This is a genomic window from Janthinobacterium sp. BJB304 (genome assembly GCF_002735765.1).
GTDB lineage: Bacteria > Pseudomonadota > Gammaproteobacteria > Burkholderiales > Burkholderiaceae_D > Janthinobacterium.
This window is the reverse complement of the sequence record NZ_PDZN01000005.1, coordinates 105,609-122,669: the sequence shown is the minus strand read 5'-3', so window position 1 is coordinate 122,669 and position 17,061 is coordinate 105,609. Positions and strand designations below refer to the sequence as shown.

Sequence of the window (17,061 nt, the reverse complement as noted above, 5' to 3'; positions counted from 1 at the left end):
GTTCAAGCTACAGCTTAGATAACAACTGTTTGGTGCTCGTCGCCGTTACGGGCGCGGATGGTGCCGATGCGCGAGACGGTTTCGCCGGCCGCTTGCAATTGCGCGATGGCGGCGTCGGCGTTTTCCTGCGAAACGATGACGGTCATGCCGATGCCGCAGTTGAAGACGCGGTGCATTTCGGCGTCAGCCACGCCGCCGTGCTGTTGCAGCCACGTGAACAGCGGCGGCATGGTCCATGCCTTCGAGTCCAGTTCGGCCACCAGGCCAGGCTGCAGCACGCGCGGGATGTTTTCCACCAGGCCGCCGCCGGTGATGTGCACCATGCCCTTCACTTCCATGGCGTCCATCAGCGCCAGCAATGGCTTGACGTAGATGCGCGTCGGCTGCATCAGCACGTCAGCGAGTTTACGACCGTGGAAGTCGCCGTCCAGGTCCGGCTTCGCCACTTCGATGATCTTGCGCACCAGCGAGTAACCGTTCGAGTGCACGCCCGACGAGGCCAGGCCCAGCACCACGTCGCCCGGGGCGATCTTGGTGCCGTCGATGATTTTCGATTTTTCCACGGCGCCGACAGCAAAACCTGCCAGGTCGTATTCGCCGGCCGGGTACATGCTCGGCATTTCCGCCGTTTCGCCGCCGATCAGTGCGCAACCGGCTTGTTCGCAACCCTGGGCGATGCCCTTGATGACGTCGGTGGCGATCGCCACATCCAGCTTGCCGCAGGCAAAATAGTCGAGGAAGAACAGCGGCTCGGCGCCTTGCACGAGGATGTCGTTGACGCTCATGGCGACCAGGTCGATGCCGACCGTGTCATGGCGGTTCAGTTCGAACGCCAGGCGCAATTTCGTGCCCACGCCGTCGGTGCCCGAGACGAGCACCGGTTCCTTGTACTTCTTGCTGATTTCAAACATGGCGCCAAAACCGCCCAGGCCGCCCATCACGCCTTCGCGCAGGGTGCGCTTGGCAAACGGCTTGATTGCTTCGACTAAAGCGTCGCCTGCGTCGATATCGACGCCAGCGTCACGGTAGGAAAGGGAAACATTAGAAGTCTGGTTCATGGTGTGGTGGCAGCGGAGGCGGTAAAATAGAAGGCGGATACCCGCCGGCACGCGCGCGCAAGCATGTTTTTCAACATCGTGCGGCAGGACGCCAGCGGGTGAATTCGGTCGATCAAGACGCTATTTTATCAAACTGCCCCGCCATTTCGTAATTAACTGCCTTTTTTTAACGCAACAACACAAACTCCATGCCATTCGCCATCACCGCCGAACAGAAGCAAACAGCATTTTGGATCGCGGTCTGGCTGGCATTTTTGCTGCTGCTCGTCAGCCTGGGCCCCATCCTGACGCCCTTCCTGGCCGCCGCCATCCTCGCCTACGTGCTCAATCCCGGCGTGGACCGCTTGCAGCGCCTGCATTACCGGCGCTTTTACGTGCCCCGTCCGCTGGCCGTGCTGGTCGTCGTAGTGTTGTTTTTCCTCGCCATCACGGCGCTCGTGCTGATCGTCGTGCCTGTGTTGCAAAAGGAAATCCCGCTGCTGCAGGCGCAGATTCCGCAATTCCTCAGCAAGGCGAACGAGTTCCTGGCGCCGAAACTGCGCGACCTGGGCATCCGCGTGCGCCTGGACGGTACGGGCATCAAGCGCATGCTGAGCCAGCAGATGGCCACCAGCGGCGATGAAATCTGGAGTACCGTGCTGGCCTCGGCCCGCATCGGCGGCACGGCCGTGCTGGGCTGGCTGGCCACCGTGGTCTTGATTCCCGTGGTGCTGTTCTACCTGTTGCTGGACTGGCATCCGATGCTGGCGCGCATCGCCGCCGCCGTGCCGCGCCGCTGGGTCGGCCGCACGGTGAGCATGGCGCAGGAAGTCGACACCCTGCTGGCGCAATACCTGCGCGGCCAGTTGCTCGTCATGCTGGTGCTGGCCACGTATTACTCGGTGGCGCTGGCCATCGCCGGTTTTGAAGTCGCATTGCCTGTGGGCATCATCACGGGTTTGCTGGTATTCATCCCCTACCTGGGCTTCGGCCTGGGCCTGATGCTGGCGCTGATCGCCGCCCTGCTGCAGTTTGCCGACTGGAGCGGCGTCATCGCCGTGGCCGTCATCTATGGCTGCGGCCAGGTCATCGAAGGCTTTTTCCTCACGCCGCGCCTGGTGGGCGAGCGCATCGGCCTGAACCCGCTGGCCGTGATCTTCGCCCTATTGGCTTTCGGACAATTGTTCGGTTTCGTCGGCGTTTTGCTCGCTTTACCCGCTTCTGCCGTCCTGATGGTCGCTTTTAAGCATCTAAGACGCCACTACCTGTCCAGCACCTTCTATAATGCGTGACAAGGTGACTGACATAAGCTGCTGCGCGTCGCACTTTGCGGCCGGCGATGCTCACCGTACTCAAGTACGGTTGCGCTTCTCGGCCACAAATCGCTGCCGCTCGCTACGCTTCTGTCAGGCACCCGACACAAAAATGTTAAACTAACAACAGCGACGACGACGCACAAGCAGTAATGAAAAACAGGACAAGGCGTACGCCATGAAACAACTGGTGCTCGATTTAGGCACAGACCAGGCGCACAGCCTCGATACCTTCGAGGTGGGACAGAATGCCGAAGTGGCGCAGCTGATGCGCCAGTTCGCCGCGCGCACGTCGCGCGAACATTTTGCCTACCTGTGGGGCGAACTGGCCGCCGGCAAGAGCCACCTGCTCAAGGCCCTGGCCAGCACCGAGCGCGCGCGCTACATTTCGCCATTCTCGATCGAGTCCGAATTCGTGTATTCGCCCGACGTGGATTTGTACCTGCTCGACGACTGCGAAAAGCTGTCGCCGCTGGCGCAGATCGACGCCTTTGCCCTGTTCAATGAAATCCGCGCCAACAAGGCGTTCATGGTGTGCAGCGGCGCCGTGCCGCCGGCCGTGCTGCCCGTGCGCGAAGACTTGCGCACGCGCATGGGCTGGGGCCTGATCTACCAGATCCACGGCTTGACGGACGATGAAAAAATCGCCGCCCTGACCCAGGCGGCGGCCACCCGCGGCTTGACCTTGTCGCCCGGCGTGTTACCCTATCTGCTGTCCCATTTCCGGCGCGACATGCGTTCGCTGTCGACGATGCTGGACTCTCTCGACCTCTACTCCCTGGAAACCCAACGCCCGATCACCTTGCCATTGTTGCGCGAGTTGCTGCAGGCGGAAGCGAAAGAATGATGAATCTGGCCCTGTTTGACCTCGACCACACCCTGCTGCCCATCGACTCGGATCACGAGTGGGGCGAATTCCTGGTACGCATCGGTGCCGTGGACGCCGCCGAATTCACCCGCCGCAACGACGAATTTTTCGCGCAATACCAGGCCGGCACGCTCGATCCGGTGGAATACCTGGAATTTTCGCTCGGCACCCTGGCGCAATTCCCGCGCGAACGCCTCGAAGCGCTGCACCGCCAATTCATGGCCGAAGTGGTCTTGCCGGCCATCCGCCCGGAAGTCGTTGCCCTGCTGAAACAGCACCAGGACGCGGGCGACCTGCTGGCCATCGTCACGGCCACCAACCATTTCATCACCAAACCCATCGCCGATGCGCTCGGCGTCGAGCACCTGCTGGCTGCCATGCCCGAATATGACGACGCAGGCAATGTCACGGGCAAGCTGCTGGGCACGCCGACCCTGGGCGCGGGCAAGCTGACCCACACCCACGCCTGGCTGGAAAAGATGGGCAAGGAACTGGGGCAGTTCGAGCGCAGCTATTTTTACAGCGATTCGCACAACGATATTCCCCTGCTGTCGGTCGTGACCCACCCGGTCGCGACCAATCCCAACACCGCTTTGAGCGCACACGCATCCCTCCACGGCTGGCCATCACTCCACTTATTCAATGATTAAAAAATTCATCCGCAAGATCCTCGGCGTTAAAAAAGAGGCAGCGCGCGACACCACGGCACCCATCGTGCTCGGTCCTGCGCAACACGGAATCGACCCGAAACTGGTATCGTCGAATGCCATCCGCGTCACCAGCAGCCTGCAGGAAGCGGGCTTCGAGGCCTTTGTCGTCGGCGGCGCCGTGCGCGACCTGCTGCTGGGCGTCAAACCCAAAGACTTCGACATCGCCACCAACGCCACGCCGGAACAGGTCAAGCGCTTGTTCCGCCGCGCCTTCATCATCGGCAAGCGCTTCCAGATCGTGCACGTGATGTTCGGCCAGGATTTGCTGGAAGTGACGACCTTCCGCGGTGCCGGCGCCGATTCCGCGCCCAAGGATGAACATGGCCGCGTCCTGCGCGACAACACCTTCGGTTTGCAGCACGAAGATGCGCTGCGCCGCGACTTCACCATCAACGCCATGTACTACAACCCGGCCACGCAGGAGGTGCTCGATTACCACGGCGGCGTGGAAGACATCCGCGCCAAGACCTTGCGCATGATCGGCAAGCCGGAAGAGCGCTACCGCGAAGACCCCGTGCGCATGCTGCGCGTGGTGCGCTTCGCCGCCAAGCTGAAATTCACCATCGAGCCGCACACGGCCGCGCCGATTCCCGTCATGGCGCCGCTGATCAACAACGTGCCGGCGCCGCGCGTGTTCGATGAAATGCTCAAGCTCCTGATGAGCGGCCACGCGCTGGCCTGCCTGCAGCAGCTGCGCAAGGAAGGCTTGCATCACGGCCTGCTGCCGCTGCTCGACGTGGTGCTGGAACAGCCGCTGGGCGCGAAATTCGTCACCCTGGCGCTGGACGCCACGGACCAGCGCATCGCCGCCGGCAAGACCGTCTCGCCGGGCTTTTTGTTTGCCTCGCTGCTGTGGCACCAGGTGCTGGAAAAATGGACGGCCTACCGCGCCGCCGGCGAGTCGACGATTCCCGCGCTGCACCTGGCGGCCGACGACGTGCTCGATTCGCAGACGGAAAAACTGGCCTTGCAGCGCAAGATCGGTTCCGACATGCGCGACATCTGGTCGATGCAGCCCCGCTTCGAGCGCCGGGTCGGCAAGGCGCCGTACAAACTGCTCGAGCACCTGCGCTTCCGCGCCGGCTACGACTTCCTGCTGCTGCGCTGCGCCTCGGGCGAGATCGACGCGGACATCGGCGAATGGTGGACGGCCTTTTATGAAGGCGACGAGGAAACGCGCGAAGCGCTGCTCGTCAGCGCCAATGCCGCGCCGGGCGCCGTCAAGAAGAAGCGCCCGCCGCGCCGCAGCACGCGCAGCAAAACGGGCGGCGGCACCACCACCGGCAGCACCAGCGGCGAATAATGTCAGTGATCGCTTACATCGGCATCGGGGCCAACCTGGGCGACGCGCGCGCGAATGTGCAGGAGGCGATCGCGCGCCTGGCGCGCCTGCCCGGCGCCAGCTTGCTGGACGCTTCGGCCAGCTACCGCACGGCGCCCATCGATTCCAGCGGCGACGACTACATCAACGCCGTGGCGCGCATCGCGACCACCCTGCCGGCAGAGGAACTGCTGCTGGCCCTGCACGCCATCGAGGCGGCGCACGGGCGCGAACGGCCCTACCGCAACGCCCCGCGCACCCTGGACCTGGACTTGCTGCTGTACGGCGATGCACAGATCGCCAGCGCCACCCTGACGGTACCGCATCCGCGCCTGACGGAGCGTGCCTTCGTGCTGGTGCCGCTGCTGGCCCTGGCGCCCGACATCGCCGTGCCAGGACGCGGCCCCGCGCAAGGCTATCTGGCGGGCGTGGCGGACCAGGCCATCAGCCAACTCTGAGCGCCACGCGGCATTGCTCTACAATGCCGCCCCTGCACGCCGCCCTATAAAGTACTACACTAGCGGCGTCGCAATAGCATCCCCCCCTTTCACTCTAGAGAATACCTATGTCCGCTTATTTGCAAGGAACAGATCTGGCCGCAAAAGACAAGGCCGCCACACCGGCGCCGGCGCCATCCAAGCCTGTCGCCAACAAGGCCGTGACCATCCATACCCTGGCCACGTTGCGCGCCGCCGGCGAAAAGATCTCCATGCTGACCTGCTATGACGCCAGCTTCGCGTCGCTGATGGACCGTTGCGGCGTGGAGATCCTGCTGATCGGCGATTCGCTCGGCATGGTCTGCAACGGCCTGAACTCCACCCTGCCCGTCACCGTGGCCGAACTGGCTTACCACACGGCGTCCGTGGCGCGCGGCAGCAAGTCCGCCATGATCCTGTCCGACCTGCCGTTCGGCGCGTACGGCACGCCTGAAACGGCCTATGCCAACGCCGTCATCCTGATGCAGGCGGGCGCGCACATGATCAAGATCGAAGGCGGCGCCTGGCTGGCCGAGACCGTCCGTTTCCTCACCGAACGCGGCATCCCCATCTGCGCCCACATCGGCCTGACGCCGCAATTCGTGCACCAGCTGGGCGGCTATAAGGTGCAGGGCAAGAGCACGGAAAGCGCCGCCGAGCTGAAAAACGACGCACTGGTGCTGCAAAACGCGGGCGCCGCCATCGTGCTGATGGAAGCCATGCCGTCGCAACTGGGCAAGGAAGTGACCGACATGCTGACGATCCCCACCATCGGCATCGGCGCCGGTCCCGACTGCTCGGGCCAGGTCCTCGTCATGCACGACATGCTGGGCGTCTTCCCAGGCCGCAAGGCGCGCTTCGTGCGCAACTTCATGGAAGGCGCGGCCAGCATCGACGACGCCGTCACCGGCTATGTGAAAGCCGTCAAGGACGGCAGCTTCCCGGCGCTGGAACACTGCTTCTGATCTAGTCTATTGAGGTGATATCGCCCCGGCACTCGCCGGGGCGATTTTTTTTTCGCGCAGCGTTTCTGTCCGTACAAAGGCCACCTCCAGGCCAAAGAATTGCCCGATACGGTTCAGCGTCTGGATGGTCGGGTTGCCCTTGCCGCTCTCGATCTCCTTGATAACCTTCGTGCTCACGCCCCGATGCATCGCAAACTCTGCCTGCGTCATGCGCGAGATGGCGCGCATTTCCTTGACGGCATGCTGTAGCGTGACGGCTCCTGCTTCAATGGCTTCGTAAAGCACTGCCCTGCGCTGCCGCAACTCTTCCTTGTCAACGGTCTTCTTTGTACGCGCCATGTCAGTGCTCTCCCAATGCCTTGAGCTGTTCGATCTGCCCGGCGATATGTGGCCGGAGGAAAGCAATGATGTCATCATCCACGCCAGCCTCCTGCATATGCTGTTCCAGCGCAACCAGGTGCTGGGAAAATCCGTATAGCGCGAGGCGGATCTGCTGGCGCTCCACGTCCGGCATGCCGATCGTGGCCAGTATCGTCGTCCAGTCATGCAGCTCGTTTTTGGTGTCCGGGTGATACCAGCGCGCCGCGCGTGGTATGCCATCCGGGTCCAGGTACATCGGCGCAAAATCGAACAGCGGCGTGAGGCGCACCTCGGCACCAATTTGCTGCACCGCCGTATTGCGTGCGTGATTATCGGTATTGCGCATGGCCAGGTTCAAGATATCGCGTTTGAGAAATTCGATGGTTTCCGCAGTCTTGTCGCTGACGACGGCGCGCAGCGCCTGCAAGAGTACGAACTGGCTGGGCGTGGCTTCAAAGCCGACGATACCTGCCAGCGAAGCGGCGCTTTCCTGATGCAGTCGCAGCACTTTTCCATCGAGGATGCGGCGGTCAAAACGGGGAATGAACAAGGTATCGTCCTGGTAGCGCAACTGGCCTTCGGTGCGCAAGCCCACCGCGCGCGCCACAGTCATGTATGCGGCCTCATTCCGCAATACCTTGGCGTCGCTGGCGGTCTTTCCGCGCGGACGCTTGACGATGAAATGGGCAGCCGCATCCTGGTCCGCCAGGGCTCCATCGGCATGCCAGAGACCGGCATGGTCAGTGGTCAGCAGATATTTCGGCGCCGCTCCTTGCACCCCCAGACTGCCGGCGGCCAGCATGCCATGCATCAGCATGCGCTCATTGAAGGCATCGCCGCGACCTATGATCTCGTCCAGTGAAAAGCCGGTCAGCGGCTTGCCCTTGTCATGGCGATTCATATGTTGTGCGTAGTACTGCACGGCTTCGGCGATGCGCACGCGCCCGACGGGATTGAACGCGCCGGCGCACATCAGCGGAAAATCGGCAGCCGGACCATCGGCCAGTTGCAGCTGCCCAAGCAGATATGTCCGTCCGCTTCCCTGGGGAATCAGGTCAAAGATAAAGGCTGGCCATTGCGCCAGCTTCTGCATCTCTGCCGTGACGGGAAAACGCAGCGAGACAGGCCCACTCTCAAGCTTGAAGAAGGCATAATCGAGATCATATTCGAACAGGGCAGCGGTACGTGGATTGCCGCCTGCAGGCTCAAGCAAAGTCAGCGATGCGCAATCGTGCCACGCATTATCATGAAAAATTTGAAAATGGCATTGCATGGCCGCTCCAATTGGATCTTATAGTAGCTAATTATGTTCAGTTTATCCTTAAATTAGCACTTATACGATCCAAATTTTAGCAAGTGCAGCGCCATGAAAAATTTAATAGCACCTAAAAGGACTATTTTAAGCCGAAAATACCTTTAATTAGCCCTTTTAAGTACCCTTATAGAAATTATCCCACCTGTATCCACGTCGTCTTCAGCTCCGTGTACTTGTCCAGTGCGTGCAATGACTTGTCGCGCCCGTTGCCCGACTGCTTGTAGCCGCCGAACGGCACAGTAATGTCGTCGCCGTCGTACTGGTTGACGTGCACGGTGCCCGCGCGCAGGGCGCGCGCCGTCTGGATGGCCTTGCTGATGTCCGAGGTCCACACGGCCGCCTGCAAGCCGTAGGGCGTGGCGTTGGCCTGTTGGATGGCTTCGGCGATATCCGTAAAGCCCAGCACGGACAGGACGGGCCCGAAGATCTCTTCGCGCGCGATCGTCATGCCGGCGTCCACGCCGAAGATGGTCGGCTGCACGTAATAGCCGCCCGAATCTACGCGCACGGCCTCGCCGCCGCCGAGCAGCTGTGCGCCTTCGCTCTTGCCGGACGCGATATAGCCCATCACTGTTTGCATCTGCGTGGCGTCGACGATAGCGCCCATGATGGTGGCTTCATCGAGCGGGTCGCCCGGCTGGAAGCGGGGCAGCATGGCCAGCGCCTTGGCGATAAACTCTTCCTTGATCGATTCTTCCACGAACAGGCGCGAGGGCGCGTTGCAGCTTTCGCCCTGGTTGAAGAAAATGGAGCCGACGGCGGCAGCCACGGCCTTGTCCAGGTCAGGGCAATCGGCACACACGATGTTGGCGGACTTGCCGCCCAGTTCCGTCCACGCCCGTTTCAGATTCGACTGGCCCGCCATCTGCACGATCAGTTTCCCCGTGCGCGTGGAACCCGTAAAGCCGATGCAATCGACGTCCATGTGCAGCGCCAGCGCAGCGCCGGCCTCGTTGCCGTAGCCTGGCAACACGTTGAAGACGCCCGCCGGCACGCCCGCTTCCAGCGCGATGTCGGCCAGGCGCAGCGCCGTCAACGGCGATTTTTCAGACGGCTTCAATATCACGCTGTTGCCGGCCGCGAGGGCGGGCGCGATCTTCCAGGCGGCCATGATCATCGGGTAATTCCACGGCACGATGGCGGCGACGACGCCCACCGGTTCGCGCGTGATCAGGGCCAGGCTGTTGGCCGGTGTCGGCGCGATTTCATCGTAGACCTTGTCGATCGCCTCGCCATACCAGCGCAGGCAGTTGGCCGTGGCGCCCACGTCCACGCTCTGGCTGTACTTGATCGGTTTACCCATGTCCAGGGTTTCCAGCAGGGCCAGCTCGGGACCGTATTTCTGCACCAGGTCGGCGAACTTGATCAATACCCGCTTGCGCTGCGCCGGCGATTTACCGGCCCAGCGGCGGTCGTCAAAAGCGGCGCGCGCGGCCTGCACGGCCGCCTCCACGTCGGCGCCGTCGCAGCGGGCCACCTGCCCCAGCTGACGCCCGTCGATGGGCGACAGATTGTCGAAGGTCTGGCCGGACTTGGCCGCGACCCGTTCGCCGTTGATGAAGGCGCGCCCATCGATATTGATCTCCGCGGCCCGTGCATGCCAGCTGGTGTTTTCCGTCATGGTCGTCTCCTGTGTCAGTTTACAAACAGCTTACTCCTGGTCCGCCGAATACGCCGCAGACATCTGCTTGCGGCGTCTGCGGTCGGCGCGCGCCAGCATCACGGCATACGCGATCACGGCCAGCGTCACGACGAGAATGGTCAGCGCGGCGATGGCGTTCACGCGCGGGTCAAGCCCCAGGCGCGCGCGCGAAAAGATCACCAGCGGCATCGTCGTCGAACCGGGGCCGGACAGGAAGGCCGACAGCACCACGTCGTCCAGCGACAGGGTAAACGTCAGCAGCCAGCTTGATGCCAGTGCCTGCGTGATGTTCGGCAGGGTCACGAGGAAGAACACCTGGTGCGCGCGGCAACCGAGGTCCATGGCCGCTTCTGCCAGCGACTTGCTCATTTCCTGCAGGCGCGATTGCACCACCACGGCCGCATACGCCATGCCCAGCAAGGTGTGACCGAGCCAGATGGTCAGCATGCCCCGCTCGGGAAAACCGAAGACCTTTTGCATGGACACCAGCATCAGCAGCAGGGACAGGCCGATGATCACTTCCGGCATCACCAAGGGCGCGCTGACCATGGCGGAAAACACTGTGCGGCCGCGGAAGCGCTGGTAACTGCTCAAGGCAAAGGCGGCAAACGTGCCGAGGATGACGGACGAGGTGGCCGACATGAAGGCGATCTTCAGGGATAAACCGAAACCCGAGATGATCTCCGCATCGCTCATCAACTCGCTGTACCAGCGCAGCGAGAAGCCGCTCCACACCATGTCCTGGCGCGAGCTGTTGAACGAGAAAACGATCAGCACGATGATGGGCAGGTACAGGAACAGGTAGCCCAGCGAGAGCCAGCCGCGCCCGAACCAGCGCTGCAGGAAGGTACGTCCGTTCATGTGCGCTCCTCCGCGTCCTGGTCGGTCTTGTATTTGTTAAAAATGGCCATCGGCACGAGGATCAGCAGGATCACCAGCACCGTCACGGACGAAGCCATGGCCCAGTCGTTATTGGTGAAATACTCATCCCACAGCACCCGGCCTATCATCAGGGTTTCCGGGCCGCCCAGCAGCTCGGGAATCACGTATTCGCCCACGGACGGAATGAACACCAGCATGGCGCCGGCGATGATGCCCGACTTCGACAGGGGCACGGTGATGCGCCAGAACGCCTGCAAAGGCGTGGCGCCCAGGTCTGCCGCCGCTTCCAGATAGCGCACGTCCATTTTCACCAGGTTCGCGTACAGGGGCAGGATCATGAACGGCAGATAGGCGTACACCATGCCGACCACCAGCGAGAACGAGGTATTCATCATGTGCAGCGGTTCCTGCACCACGCCCAGCGCGATCAAGAGATCGTTGAGCAAGCCGTGGTTGGCCAGGATGCCCTTCCACGCATACACGCGCAGCAGGAACGAAGTCCAGAACGGCAGCATCACCAGCATCATCAGCACGGGGCGGATCGATGGCCTGGCGCGCGCCATGAAGTAGGCAAACGGGTAGCCGATGAACAGGCAGATGGCCGTGGTGATGGCCGCGTACTTGATGGAACTGAGGTAGGTGAGCAGATACAGTTCGTCGGCGGCGATGAACAGGTAGTTGGCGATTTTCACCTTCAGCACGACGATACCGTCGACATACGACAGCAGGCCGCCGAACGGGCTGCCCGCCGTATCCATGTCGGACAGGCTGATGCGCAGCACGATCAGGAACGGTATCAAAAAGGCGGCCGTCAGGAACAACGCGGGCACGGCGATGACGGCGTTGCGCCCAGTGACCCAACGCAGGGTGACGAGCTTGCGCAGCGATTGCAAAATGGACGTCATGGTGGCCTCAGCTGGTCAGCACGACGATGTCGGCGCCGTCCCACCACACCCACACGCGCTGCTCGCGCTCGAGGCGCGCGGCGTCGTGGCGGGCCGCGTTGGTGCGCGAGACTTTCACCACCGTGCCGCTGTCGAGGCGCACGTGGTAGCTCGTTTCATTGCCAAAATACGCCATGGCGACAATCACGCCCTTGGCGCAGTTGTAGCCGTGTTCCGCTGGCGAAGCCCGTTCTTCCAAGGCGGGCGGTTCGGTCTGGATGCCGATCTTTTCGGGGCGCACGGCCACCGAGACATCCATGCCCAGATTGCCCGTGATGCCATGCGCGACATAGTGGCGGCCGTCGGGCGTGTCGATGACCACGTGATCAGGTTCGTCTTCCGAGATGCGGCCATCGAACAGGTTGACGCTGCCGATGAAGTCGGCGACGAAACGGCAATTCGGCGTCTCGTAGATTTCACCGGGCGCGCCCACCTGCAGGATGCGCCCTTCGCTCATGACGGCGATGCGCGTGGCCATGCTCATGGCTTCATCCTGGTCGTGCGTGACCATCACGCACGTCACGCCCACCTGCTCGATGATGTTGACCAGTTCCATCTGCGTGCGTTCGCGCAGTTTCTTATCGAGCGCGCCCAGCGGCTCGTCGAGCAGCAGCAACTGCGGACGCTTGGCCAGGCTGCGCGCCAGCGCCACGCGCTGCTGCTGCCCGCCCGACAGCTGGTGCGGCTTGCGCTTCGCGTACTGGCCCAGCTGCACCAGCGCCAGCATCTGCTCGACCCGCGCCGCCACTTCCGCTTTCGGCAAGCCGTCGCGGCGCAGGCCGAAAGCGATGTTGTCCCACACGGACAGGTGGGGGAACAGCGCGTACGACTGGAACATCATGTTGATGGGCCGCTGGTGCGGCGGCACGTCGACGATGCTGTTGCCCGCCAGGGCGATGCGCCCCGAGGTCGGCGTCTCGAAACCGGCCAGCATGCGCAGCAGGGTCGACTTGCCGCAGCCTGAACTGCCCAGCAGGGCGAAGATCTCGCCCTTGTTGATCGTCACGGAAATGCCATCGACGGCGCGCACGCCATCGAATTCCTTGACCAGCTGATCAATCAGCAAGAAAGGCGCTTGGGCGTCGCTGGCCGACGCGGCAGGTGTTGCTATCGTCATGTGTGGGTAGCTTCTGGGTAAGAGGGTGTCAAAATGAAAAACTGGCCACTACAAGAGCGGCCAGGATGGAAGTTTAGCGGAACTCACCCGCATGTGCTGTGAAAATTATGATTTCTGTGGCGCATTCAGCAGAAATCCGGGGTCAGTCGCTTCGCGATCGGAATACGTCCCACCGGGACGTATTCCCCCGGCGGGTCTGACCCCGGTATTCTTGCGTTTGGGTTCAGCCAGAACCTACACCCAGCCCTTCGCCTTCACCTCGTCATATGTCTTGTCCAGGCACAGCCGTATCAGCGCCACCATCTCATCGATCTGCGCCCGCGTCATGACCAGGGGCGGGGCGACGATCATGCGCTCGCCCACGGCGCGCATGATGACGCCGTTGTCGAACATATGGCCGCGGCAGATCATGCCCACGCCCTGGCCCTCGTCGAACAGCTCGTTGTCGTGCACGGTGGCGCCCTTGCGGCGCACCAGGTTCAGGCCCGCGACCAGGCCGCAGCTGTCCGCATAGCCGACCAGCGGATGCTCGCCCAGGCTGGCGAAGCACTGCTTCAGGTACGGCCCCGTGTCGTCGGCCACCTTGGCCACCAGCTGCTCTTCCTCGATGATGCGGATGTTTTCCAGCGCGGCCGCGCAGGCCACGGGGTGGCCCGAATACGTGAAACCGTGCGTGAATTCGCCGCCCCGCTCGATCAATACCTTGGCCACCCTGTCGCCCACCAGCACGCCGCCCAGGGGCACGTAGCCCGAGGTGACGCCCTTGGCAAAGGTGATCAGGTCGGGCTTGATGCCGAACAGCTCGGAGCCGAACCAGCGCCCCAGTCGGCCGAAGCCGCAGATGACTTCATCGGCGATGAGCAAGATGCCGTACTTGTCACAGATGCGCTGGACCTCGGGCCAGTAGGTCGATGGCGGGATGATGACGCCGCCGGCGCCCTGCACCGGTTCGCCGATGAAGGCGGCAACCTTGTCGGCGCCGATTTCGAGGATCTTGTCTTCCAGCCAGCCAGCCGCCTTCAGGCCGAAGGCTTCCGGAGACAAGCCGTGGCCCGACTCCAGGTAATTGGGCTGGCCGATATGCGCGATGCCCGGTATCGGCAAGCCGCCCTGCGCATGCATGCCATCCATGCCGCCCAGCGATGCTCCCGCCACCGTGCTGCCGTGATAGGCGTTATGGCGGCTGATGATGGTGTGGCGCTCCTTGTAGCCGAGGATATCCCAGTAGCGGCGCACCATGCGCAAATTCGTGTCGTTGCCTTCCGAGCCGGAACTGGTGAAGAACACGTGCTGGAACTGCGGCGGCGATATTTGCGCCAGCTTGGCGGCCAGCTGCGCGGCCGGCACGTTCGTCGTGCCAAAGAAGCTGTTATAAAAGGGCAGCGTCTCCATCTGCCGGTACACGGCTTGCGAAATCGACGTGCGGCCGTAGCCCACGTTGACGCACCACAGGCCCGACATGCCGTCGACGATCTTCTTGCCCTGGCTATCCCACAGGTAGACGCCGTCGCCGCGCACCATCACCCTGGCGCCTTTCGATGCCAGGTCCTGAAAATCGGTGAACGGGTGCAGGTAATGGGCCGTATCCATTTTCTGGATGGCGGCCGTGTCGTACACCTGCGGCATCGCGTTTTTCTGCGCCACGGAGGATACAAAAGCGGCGCTCGGCGCCAGCGGATTGTTGGATGTGCTCATGCGTGTTCCTTTTAAACGTGTAATAACAGGTGTTCGCGCTCCCACGGACTGATGACGGTCATGAATTCCTGGTGCTCCAGGTCCTTGATGGCCGCATACACGTCGATGAAGCGCTCGCCCAGCACCGTGCGCAGCTTGTCTTCCGCGCGCAGCAGCTGCAGGGCCTCGGGCAAGCCTTGCGGCAGCTCGAATTTCATGTCATAGGCGCTGCCCACCATCATCGGCGTCGCTTCCAGCTGTTCCGTCATGCCCAGGTAGCCGCAGGCCAGGGTGACGGCCAGGGCCAGGTAGGGATTCGCGTCGGCGCCGATGATGCGGTTTTCCACGCGGCGGTCCTGCACGCCCGACTCGGGCACGCGGAAGCCCACCGTGCGGTTGTCCAGGCCCCACTGGATGTTGATCGGCGCGGCCGTGTGGCGCACGATGCGGCGGTAGGAATTCACGTAGGGCGCGACGATGGCCATGGCCGACGGCATGTAGCGCTGCAGGCCCGCGATGTAATGCTTGAAGATGGGCGCGGCCGAACCGTCCTCGTTGCTGAAGATGTTCAGGCCCGTCTTCGCATCGACGACGCTCTGGTGCACGTGCATGGCGGAACCCGGCTCGCCCGCCATGGGCTTGGCCATGAAGGTGGCGTACATATCGTGTTTTAACGCCGCTTCGCGCAAGGTGCGCTTGAAGAAGAAGACCTTGTCGGCCAGCCCCAGCGGATCGCCATGCAGGAAGTTGATTTCCATCTGTCCCGCGCCGATTTCGTGGATCAGGGTATCGACGTCAAGGTTCATCAGTTCGCAGTAATCGTAGATGTCCTCGAACAGCGGATCGAATTCGTTGACGGCGTCGATGCTGTACACCTGGCGGCTCGTCTCGGCCCGGCCGCTGCGCCCGATGGGCGGTTTCAATGGCAAATCGGGGTCCGTGTTTTTCGCCGTCAGGTAGAACTCCAGCTCCGGCGCCACCACGGGCTTCCAGCCCTTGTCCGCATACAGTTTCAGCACGCGCCGCAGCACGGAGCGGGGAGCAAAATCGACCAGCGCGCCATCGGCAAAATAGCAGTCGTGGATGACTTGCGCGGTGGGGTCCGTAGCCCAGGGCACCATGGTGATGGTGGTGGGATCGGCCTTTAAAATCATGTCGCGGTCGGTGCTGGAAATGGCGCGGTCATAGCCGCCATCGTCGACCGGATAATTGCCCGTCACCGTCATACCCAGTACCGCTTCCGGAATGCGCATGCCGCGCTCCTGGGTGAATTTCCCGCGCGGCAGGATCTTCCCCCGCGCCACGCCCGTCAAGTCGGGGACCAGGCATTCGATTTCCGTGACGCGCTTTTCATTGAGCCACAAATCCATATCCGTATAGGTGAAATTTTCGCGTATTGCCATGTTTCCCTCTCGCTGGTCTTGATCAAACACCGCGTACTGCGGGCGGTGCGCCTGTCATTCTGTCTTTCTGTGCTGCTCCTGGTAATCGCGGCAAGCCTGGCCGAAGGCGCCGAACAGCCGCATGGACTGCGGATTTTCCTCGACCTGCCATTCGGGATGCCATTGCACGGCCAGCGCAAAGCCGGCGGCGCTGGCCACCGTGTACGCTTCTACCAGGCCGTCGTCGGCCAGCGCTTCCACCAGCAGGCCATCGGCCAGCCGGGCGATGCCCTGGCCATGCAGGGAATTGACCATCATTTCGCTCTCGCCGCCCAGCAACCGTGACAGCATGCCGTCGGGCATCAGCTTGATGCGGTGTGCGGGCGCATACTGGCGCGCCAGCGGATCGAGCACGTTCTCGCGGTGGTCCATCATGCCCGGCACCGCCTGCACGGCCTGGTGCAGGCTGCCGCCCAGGGCCACGTTGACTTCCTGGAAGCCGCGGCAGATGGCCAGCAGCGGCAGCTGGCGCGCCAGCGCGGCGCGGATCAGGGGCAAGGTGGTGGCGTCGCGCGCGGGGTCCTGCGGCAGCTCGGGATGCAGAATCTCTTCGCCATACAGGCGCGCGTCGACGTTCGAGGCGGAACCGGTCAGCATGACGCCGTCGGCGATCCGCAGCGCCGCTTCCAGGTCGGCATCGGCGCCCAGGGCCGGCAGCAGCAGCGGCATGCAGCCGGCGCCGCGCAGCACGGCGTGCAGGTATTTGTCCTGCGCCATGTGCCAGGCGTGGCTGCCCAGCTGGCGCTGGCAGGCGGGAACGAGAACGATGGGACGGCGCATAGTGCTACCTCGCTGGCGTGACGATCCAATGACAGCGCCAAGACAGCGCTGCCGCTCGCTTCACTGTACAGCAGAGCCGGTAGAGTCGGCCACACCGATGGACGTGGCCAGCGGCGGCGCATATCGCCTACACTACGGCTTTGCAATATTGCCTTTATTAAAATCATCATATGCCCGTCCGGTGCCAAACACCAGCGCCGCAGGCACAGTTGCCT

General features: G+C 62.7%; 16 protein-coding genes. 6 read left to right on the top strand and 10 right to left on the bottom strand.

Features of this window, described 5'->3' with window-relative positions; genetic code table 11:
• Positions 1–14: 14 nt before the first annotated feature.
• A complete protein-coding gene (purM, locus tag CSQ95_RS07750; protein WP_099409071.1) occupies positions 15–1,058 on the bottom strand; it encodes a phosphoribosylformylglycinamidine cyclo-ligase in 1,044 nt (347 codons plus the stop codon).
• Positions 1,059–1,246: 188 nt separating this feature from the next.
• Between purM and CSQ95_RS07745 the strand changes: the two genes are divergently transcribed.
• The 6 genes from CSQ95_RS07745 (at position 1,247) to panB (ending at position 6,690) form a co-directional block, all read left to right on the top strand.
• Complete coding sequence (locus CSQ95_RS07745) at positions 1,247–2,329, top strand: AI-2E family transporter (protein ID WP_099409070.1); 1,083 nt, start codon at positions 1,247–1,249, stop codon at positions 2,327–2,329.
• Between the two features lie 199 nt (positions 2,330–2,528).
• Entirely contained in the window at positions 2,529–3,197 is a 669-nt protein-coding gene (gene hda, locus CSQ95_RS07740; RefSeq protein ID WP_034746045.1) for a DnaA regulatory inactivator Hda, read from the top strand.
• A complete protein-coding gene (locus CSQ95_RS07735) occupies positions 3,197–3,868 on the top strand; it encodes an HAD family phosphatase (RefSeq protein WP_070220747.1) in 672 nt (223 codons plus the stop codon). Before hda ends, CSQ95_RS07735 begins: the two co-directional genes overlap by 1 nt.
• Positions 3,861–5,231, top strand: a complete 1,371-nt coding sequence (gene pcnB / locus CSQ95_RS07730; RefSeq protein ID WP_070311685.1) for a polynucleotide adenylyltransferase PcnB — start codon at positions 3,861–3,863, stop codon at positions 5,229–5,231. The genes CSQ95_RS07735 and pcnB overlap by 8 nt, the downstream gene beginning before the upstream one ends.
• Entirely contained in the window at positions 5,231–5,707 is a 477-nt protein-coding gene (folK, locus tag CSQ95_RS07725) for a 2-amino-4-hydroxy-6-hydroxymethyldihydropteridine diphosphokinase (protein ID WP_099409069.1), read from the top strand. The genes pcnB and folK overlap by 1 nt, the downstream gene beginning before the upstream one ends.
• A gap of 107 nt (positions 5,708–5,814) precedes the next feature.
• Positions 5,815–6,690 (top strand): 3-methyl-2-oxobutanoate hydroxymethyltransferase, encoded by an 876-nt coding sequence (gene panB, locus CSQ95_RS07720; protein WP_175445216.1) that lies wholly within the window; start codon positions 5,815–5,817, stop codon positions 6,688–6,690.
• 6 nt (positions 6,691–6,696) lie between these two features.
• Here panB and CSQ95_RS07715 read toward each other — a convergent pair whose 3' ends face one another.
• The 9 genes from CSQ95_RS07715 to CSQ95_RS07675 all read right to left on the bottom strand — a co-directional run bounded on the left by CSQ95_RS07715 (position 6,697) and on the right by CSQ95_RS07675 (position 16,846).
• Positions 6,697–7,029, bottom strand: a complete 333-nt coding sequence (locus CSQ95_RS07715) for a helix-turn-helix transcriptional regulator (RefSeq protein WP_070311687.1) — start codon at positions 7,027–7,029, stop codon at positions 6,697–6,699.
• 1 nt (position 7,030) lies between these two features.
• Entirely contained in the window at positions 7,031–8,323 is a 1,293-nt protein-coding gene (locus CSQ95_RS07710) for a type II toxin-antitoxin system HipA family toxin (RefSeq protein WP_257217982.1), read from the bottom strand.
• Between the two features lie 175 nt (positions 8,324–8,498).
• Complete coding sequence (locus CSQ95_RS07705) at positions 8,499–9,986, bottom strand: aldehyde dehydrogenase (protein ID WP_099409067.1); 1,488 nt, start codon at positions 9,984–9,986, stop codon at positions 8,499–8,501.
• 30 nt (positions 9,987–10,016) lie between these two features.
• A complete protein-coding gene (locus CSQ95_RS07700; RefSeq protein ID WP_099409066.1) occupies positions 10,017–10,868 on the bottom strand; it encodes an ABC transporter permease in 852 nt (283 codons plus the stop codon).
• Positions 10,865–11,794 carry an ABC transporter permease subunit gene (locus CSQ95_RS07695; RefSeq protein ID WP_099409065.1) on the bottom strand — a complete coding sequence of 310 codons (930 nt, stop codon included), beginning with the start codon at positions 11,792–11,794 and terminating at the stop codon, positions 10,865–10,867. The genes CSQ95_RS07700 and CSQ95_RS07695 overlap by 4 nt, the downstream gene beginning before the upstream one ends.
• Before the next feature lie 7 nt (positions 11,795–11,801).
• Entirely contained in the window at positions 11,802–12,950 is a 1,149-nt protein-coding gene (locus tag CSQ95_RS07690; protein ID WP_099409064.1) for an ABC transporter ATP-binding protein, read from the bottom strand.
• Between the two features lie 234 nt (positions 12,951–13,184).
• Positions 13,185–14,645, bottom strand: coding sequence for an aspartate aminotransferase family protein (locus CSQ95_RS07685; protein WP_099409063.1), 1,461 nt, complete (start codon positions 14,643–14,645; stop codon positions 13,185–13,187).
• Positions 14,646–14,656: 11 nt separating this feature from the next.
• The gene (locus CSQ95_RS07680) at positions 14,657–16,027 is read right to left on the bottom strand and encodes a glutamine synthetase family protein (RefSeq protein ID WP_035822563.1); all 1,371 of its coding nucleotides are present in this window, start codon (positions 16,025–16,027) and stop codon (positions 14,657–14,659) included.
• Positions 16,028–16,081: 54 nt separating this feature from the next.
• Entirely contained in the window at positions 16,082–16,846 is a 765-nt protein-coding gene (locus tag CSQ95_RS07675) for a gamma-glutamyl-gamma-aminobutyrate hydrolase family protein (RefSeq protein WP_099409062.1), read from the bottom strand.
• Between the last annotated feature and the right edge of the window lie 215 nt (positions 16,847–17,061).

Bases quoted from the DNA above. Each gene is read 5' to 3' on its own strand.
- hda (WP_034746045.1), top strand. From the start codon at position 2,529: ATGAAACAACTGGTGCTCGATTTAGGCACAGACCAGGCGCACAGCCTC.
- CSQ95_RS07735 (WP_070220747.1), top strand. From the start codon at position 3,197: ATGAATCTGGCCCTGTTTGACCTCGACCACACCCTGCTGCCCATCGAC.
- CSQ95_RS07745 (WP_099409070.1), top strand. From the start codon at position 1,247: ATGCCATTCGCCATCACCGCCGAACAGAAGCAAACAGCATTTTGGATC.
- CSQ95_RS07685 (WP_099409063.1), bottom strand. From the start codon at position 14,645: ATGAGCACATCCAACAATCCGCTGGCGCCGAGCGCCGCTTTTGTATCC.
- CSQ95_RS07710 (WP_257217982.1), bottom strand. From the start codon at position 8,323: ATGCAATGCCATTTTCAAATTTTTCATGATAATGCGTGGCACGATTGC.
- CSQ95_RS07695 (WP_099409065.1), bottom strand. From the start codon at position 11,794: ATGACGTCCATTTTGCAATCGCTGCGCAAGCTCGTCACCCTGCGTTGG.
- pcnB (WP_070311685.1), top strand. From the start codon at position 3,861: ATGATTAAAAAATTCATCCGCAAGATCCTCGGCGTTAAAAAAGAGGCA.
- purM (WP_099409071.1), bottom strand. From the start codon at position 1,058: ATGAACCAGACTTCTAATGTTTCCCTTTCCTACCGTGACGCTGGCGTC.
- CSQ95_RS07690 (WP_099409064.1), bottom strand. From the start codon at position 12,950: ATGACGATAGCAACACCTGCCGCGTCGGCCAGCGACGCCCAAGCGCCT.
- CSQ95_RS07675 (WP_099409062.1), bottom strand. From the start codon at position 16,846: ATGCGCCGTCCCATCGTTCTCGTTCCCGCCTGCCAGCGCCAGCTGGGC.
- panB (WP_175445216.1), top strand. From the start codon at position 5,815: ATGTCCGCTTATTTGCAAGGAACAGATCTGGCCGCAAAAGACAAGGCC.
- CSQ95_RS07700 (WP_099409066.1), bottom strand. From the start codon at position 10,868: ATGAACGGACGTACCTTCCTGCAGCGCTGGTTCGGGCGCGGCTGGCTC.
- CSQ95_RS07680 (WP_035822563.1), bottom strand. From the start codon at position 16,027: ATGGCAATACGCGAAAATTTCACCTATACGGATATGGATTTGTGGCTC.
- folK (WP_099409069.1), top strand. From the start codon at position 5,231: ATGTCAGTGATCGCTTACATCGGCATCGGGGCCAACCTGGGCGACGCG.
- CSQ95_RS07715 (WP_070311687.1), bottom strand. From the start codon at position 7,029: ATGGCGCGTACAAAGAAGACCGTTGACAAGGAAGAGTTGCGGCAGCGC.
- CSQ95_RS07705 (WP_099409067.1), bottom strand. From the start codon at position 9,986: ATGACGGAAAACACCAGCTGGCATGCACGGGCCGCGGAGATCAATATC.